The organism is Streptomyces sp. adm13(2018) (assembly GCF_008042145.1).
Taxonomy (GTDB): Bacteria; Actinomycetota; Actinomycetes; order Streptomycetales; family Streptomycetaceae; genus Streptomyces.
Genome location: NZ_RDBH01000031.1, coordinates 1 through 4,668, shown reverse-complemented (window position 1 = coordinate 4,668; position 4,668 = coordinate 1). Strand labels below are relative to the sequence as shown.

At 73.5% G+C, this 4,668-nt stretch carries 4 protein-coding genes and 1 tRNA gene; 3 read left to right on the top strand and 2 right to left on the bottom strand.

Features of this window, described 5'->3' with window-relative positions:
• Positions 1 to 267: 267 nt before the first annotated feature.
• Positions 268 to 1,011: an ATP-grasp domain-containing protein gene (locus EAO70_RS02440; RefSeq protein ID WP_148001417.1), complete on the top strand. Its 744-nt coding sequence runs from the start codon at positions 268 to 270 to the stop codon at positions 1,009 to 1,011.
• Positions 1,012 to 1,074: 63 nt separating this feature from the next.
• A complete protein-coding gene (locus tag EAO70_RS02435; protein ID WP_148001379.1) occupies positions 1,075 to 1,857 on the top strand; it encodes an SAM-dependent methyltransferase in 783 nt (260 codons plus the stop codon).
• A gap of 44 nt (positions 1,858 to 1,901) precedes the next feature.
• Here the strand turns inward: EAO70_RS02435 and EAO70_RS02430 are convergent, their stop codons facing one another.
• A complete protein-coding gene (locus EAO70_RS02430; protein ID WP_148001378.1) occupies positions 1,902 to 2,576 on the bottom strand; it encodes an SDR family NAD(P)-dependent oxidoreductase in 675 nt (224 codons plus the stop codon).
• 141 nt (positions 2,577 to 2,717) lie between these two features.
• On the opposite strand from EAO70_RS02430, the gene EAO70_RS02425 reads away from it, so the two are divergent.
• A tRNA-Trp gene (locus EAO70_RS02425) sits at positions 2,718 to 2,794 on the top strand.
• A gap of 68 nt (positions 2,795 to 2,862) precedes the next feature.
• Here EAO70_RS02425 and EAO70_RS02420 read toward each other — a convergent pair.
• Positions 2,863 to 4,290 (bottom strand): tetratricopeptide repeat protein, encoded by a 1,428-nt coding sequence (locus EAO70_RS02420; RefSeq protein WP_148001377.1) that lies wholly within the window; start codon positions 4,288 to 4,290, stop codon positions 2,863 to 2,865.
• Between the last annotated feature and the right edge of the window lie 378 nt (positions 4,291 to 4,668).

Genomic DNA, 4,668 nt, shown 5'->3' with positions numbered 1-4,668 from the left:
CGTTGTTCACACGGCGCTCATCGACCGCACGTTGTTCACACGGCGCTCATCGACCGCACGAACGTCAGGTCCGCCGGACTCACCAACTCGCGCGGCTCATGGTGCCCGAATCCGGGCGCGGCCGACAGGCGGCGCGGACGGGTGGTGGGCTCCCGGGGCCGCTGGAGAATGGGAAGGCGGCCCGCACGCGGTCTGTCTAGCCTGGCGGCCTGCACGTCACGAAGGAGAACTGCGGTGCTGGTCATGCCCGGACGGCGGACGTCCACGATGGAACTGCTGGCTGCCGAGGCGGCGGGGCGCGGGATGGACGTCCGGGCCGCGGAGGAGGTCGGCGCCGCCGCGGGGCCGGCGTACTGGTACGGCGGACCGACGGCCGGCGCGCGCATGGCCGCACGGCTGGGCTTCGCGCTGCTCGAACCGACGGACGAATGGCTCTCCGAACTGCCGGAGGAGTTCACGGGGCGCGAGGTCCGTACGGCCACCGTCCTGGACGCGTGGGCCCTGGACCGGCCGGCGTTCGTCAAACCGCCGCGGGACAAGTCCTTCCCTGCGGACGTGTACCCGGACGGCTCGCGGCTGCCCGCCGACCTGGACCCGGCGACCCCGGTCCTCCTCTCCGACGTGGTGACCTTCGCCGCCGAGTACCGGCTCTTCCTGCTCGACGGGCGGATCGCCGCGGGGAGTCGGTACGCGGTGTTCGGCCGGCTCGATCCCCTGCCGCTCGACCGGCACGGCCATCTCGCCGGGGAGATCGCCGAGTTCGTCGACCGTCTGGTCGCCGCGGCCGGACCCTCCCTGCCGAGCGCCGTCGTCGTGGATGTCGGACAGCTGCTCGACCCGTACCGCCCGGGTCACCGATGGGCCGTGGTGGAGGCCAACATGGCGTGGTTCTCCCACGCGTACGCCGCCGAACCGGCCCCCGTGCTGGACGTCGTGCTGCGGGCCGCCGGGCCGCGCGAGTTGGTGAGTCCGGCGGACCTGACGTTCGTGCGGTCGATGAGCGCCGTGTGAACAACGGGTGTAACGCGCCACATGCGTAGGGGAGTTGCCGGAGCGCTGCGCTACGTTGCGGAGGTGACCGACATCGAGACCCGCATCGACACCTCCCGGCCGCACACCGCCCGGATCTGGAACTACTGGACCGGCGGCAAGGACAACTACCCGGTCGACCGGGAGGCCGGCGACCAGATCCGCGCGCTGCATCCCGGGATCGGGGAGTACGCCAAGGCGGACCGGCTGTTCCTGGGGCGTGCGGTGCGGTACCTGGCCGAGCGGGAGGGCATCCGGCAGTTCCTGGACATCGGTACGGGGCTGCCGAGCGCCGACAACACCCATGAGGTCGCCCAGCGCGTCGCCCCCGAGTCCAGGGTCGTGTACGTCGACAACGACCCGCTCGTCCTCGCGCACGCCCGCGCCCTGCTCGTCGGGACGCCCGAGGGGCGCACCGACTACCTCGACGCCGACCTCAGGGACGTCGACACGATCCTGGCGGCCGCGGCGAAGACCCTCGACCTGTCGCAGCCGGTCGCGCTGATGCTCCTCGGGGTGGTCATCTTCGTCGAGGACGACGAGGAGTCGTACGCCGTGGTGAGGCGTCTGATGGACGCGCTCGCACCCGGCAGCCACCTCGTCCTCTCCCACACGGTCAGGCACCCCGACATGCCGGACGTGGACGCGGCGGTGGCGTTCTGGAACGAGCACGGGACGCCGAAGCTCACGCAGCGGACCCCCGCCGCGATCGCCCGCTACTTCGACGGCCTGGAACTCCTCGACCCCGGCGTGGTGTCCTGCTCCGCCTGGCGCGCGGTGTCGGTCACGCCGGACGTCGCGATGTACGCGGGCGTCGGCCGCAAATAGCGGCGAACCACGGCAAGCCTCACCGAGCCGGGAGCGCGGAGCGGCTACGCCCCCTCCCCCAGGCGGGCCACCAGCGGTGCGATCAGGTGCTCCTCGACCGCGCGGGCCGTGTCCTCCCCCTCCGGGAGGGACGGGGGGCTGCCGATCGCGGGGCGTTGCGCGAAGCCGTTGTCGAGGTGGGGCATGCGGACGTCCAGGACGGAGATCCCGGCACGGCGCGCCTCCCGGCCGACGACGGCCAGCCAGGTGGCCAGGGCCGTCTTGCTCGCCGCGTAGTCCGCGGTACCGAGGAGCGGCCGGTCGACGATGACGCCGGTGACGACGGACACCGCGCCGCCCGCCGGCAGGACGCGCAGAGCGCCGCGGACGACGGCCATGGGCGCCTGGGCGTTCACCGTCATCAGATGCTCCGCGACCGGTTCCGGGACGTCCGCCGCCGGGGAGAAGCCCGGCACCCCCACGGCGACGACCACCGCGTCGAGCCCGCCCAGGGCTTCGTGCGCCCAGGGGGCCAGCCCCTCGCAGGCGGCCAGGTCGTACGCCTCGAAGCCGCGGTGCGGGCGGCCGCCCAGCCGTTCCGCGCGCGAGGCGAGGCGCTCGGGGTCGCGTCCTGCGAGGGCCGTGGCGGCGCCGCGCCGGGTCAGCGCCTCGGCGGCCAGTCCCCCGACGCTTCCCGTGGCACCCACCACGAGCGCGCGCGTTACGCCGCCGACGACCATGACGGTCTCCTCCCTGGGGCCGCTCCGCTTTCGTCCCTCACTTCCCGTTTCGCCGGATCCGCCGCGACCGGATGCGCACCCCACGTCGCGGAAACCGAGTGGTCTCTGATCCGCGTCGGTGTCACGCTGTCTGCACACCGAAGGGGTGTAGCTCAGCTGGCCAGAGCGCCGGTCTCCAAAACCGGATGTCGCAGGTTCGACTCCTGTCACCCCTGCCATTCCTCCGGGGACCCGTACGGGGTCCCCGGGAGGCCCTGTCGTTCGTGGGCCGCCCGTCCTTCGGACGTCATGGCGCCGTCGGCAGTGATTCCGCCGCCGTCTCGGCCGCGTGCCTCGCGCGGTCGCGGGCGGTGGTGGCCAGGACCGTGTCCCCCAGGGCGTCGGCGAGACGGGCCCGGGCGGACCAGTTGTACGAGCTGTCGGGCCGCAGTCCGATCCGCTCGCTGATGAGCGCACGGGCGAGATCGTGCCGCCCGGAGGCGAGCGCGGAGTCGAGCAGCGTCTTCTGGAGCGCGTCGCGCTGTGCGTGACTGCCGCCGAACTCGTGGAACCTCCGGCGCAGCGGCCACAGGAGCGCTACGACGGCGGCGTGGTCCCCCCGGCCGTGCGCCACGAGCGCTTCGCACGCGGGCAGCCCGATGTCCGCGGTCATCCGCCTGTTGGTGACGGTGTCCGCACCGCCTTCGCCCAGCCACTTCCGCCGGTCGGCGACGAGCCGTTCCGCCTCCCCGAGGCGTCCGGCACCCACGTACGACATGACGGCGTGCACGTCGTTGAACGCGTAGAACGGCGGGTCCGCCCGCGCCGCCCAGGCGTCGGCCAGGACTCCACAGCGGGCGCCCGGCTCCCCGCCCGCGAGCCGGATCCGCCACAACAGGGCCGCGGCGTCCAGGAGTTCCATGGCGAGGCCGGCCGACTCGTCGTTGTGCAGGGCGGCGTCGTAGATGCCCAGGGCGGTGTGGGTGTTCCCCGCCTCCAGGGCGTACAGCGCGTAGTGCCACCAGTTGTGGACGTTCAGGTAGTTGCCCCGCGCCCAGTCCTCGCGGCGGGCGTCGAGGTAGCCGATGCCCTCCGCCACCCGTCCCTGCATCTCGTAGGTGTGCACCACCGCGTGGATCGCCCAGACGTCGCGCGGGTTCTGCTCGACCGCGGCGAGACCCGCCTCCTCGGCCAGCCGGTACTGACCCGACTCCTCCAGTCCGAACGCGTACATGCCCAGCACGAGGCCCCGGTGCGGATCGGCGGCGTCCCAGGCCGAGAGGGCTCCGCCGACGCGGTCGCGGAGGCGCACCGAGTCACCGGTGAAGAAGTCCAGTTGGTGTCCCACGGCCAGCGCGAGCGCGTCCCTCGGGCACTCCAGGGACAGTTCCTCCAGCAGCCCGCCCGCGCGGGTCAGATCCCCCGCCAGCCACGCCCGGGCGGCTGCCACGTGCAGCCGCTCCCGCGGTGGCAGGGCCGAGACGTCCAGGCCCGCCGTGAACCGGTCGAAGGTCCGGCGGGCGGCGACGGTGTCGCCGGGCTCCGTTCCCAGCGCCCCGAGGTAGGCGGCGAAGGACTGGGCGACGGGCGAGGTCGGTGCGCTCGCCAGGGCGTCGGCGACCGCCTGCTCCACTTCGGGGCTGAAGTGGAGCAGGGACTCGACGGCGCGGTCGAGGTGTGCGGCCGCCTCCTGGGTGCACTCGTGCAGCGGGTTGCCGTACCGGTCTGTCACCATGAGAGATCACCTCGGCGTGTCGTCTACGGATCGCGGGCCCGGGGCACGTGCCGCCCCCGGGGTCGTACGAGCGCCACTGCGGCGCGCACACCGCCGCGCCCCCTCTCATGAAGCCATCCCCGGCCCGGCCCGCGCCACCCGGACATACGTGCCCCGGCCAAGTCCGATGATCGGCCCCGCCGTTCCCCGGGCGGGCGGACGTACGCGGCCTGGCGCCGACGGGGGCGGTGACCTGCCGGGGCGTCCTGTCCGGGGACCCTCCGTCGGCCCCCTAGGATGCCTGGGTTCGAACGTGCAGGGCATCGGGGGTACGCGGCATGAGCGGTTACGGCAGCAGTGGGTACGGAAGCGGTGGGTACGGGGACGCCGGGGGCGGCA

Coding starts and splice junctions, on each gene's coding strand:
- EAO70_RS02440 (WP_148001417.1), top strand. CDS start 268: ATGGAACTGCTGGCTGCCGAGGCGGCGGGGCGCGGGATGGACGTCCGG.
- EAO70_RS02430 (WP_148001378.1), bottom strand. CDS start 2,576: ATGGTCGTCGGCGGCGTAACGCGCGCGCTCGTGGTGGGTGCCACGGGA.
- EAO70_RS02420 (WP_148001377.1), bottom strand. CDS start 4,290: ATGGTGACAGACCGGTACGGCAACCCGCTGCACGAGTGCACCCAGGAG.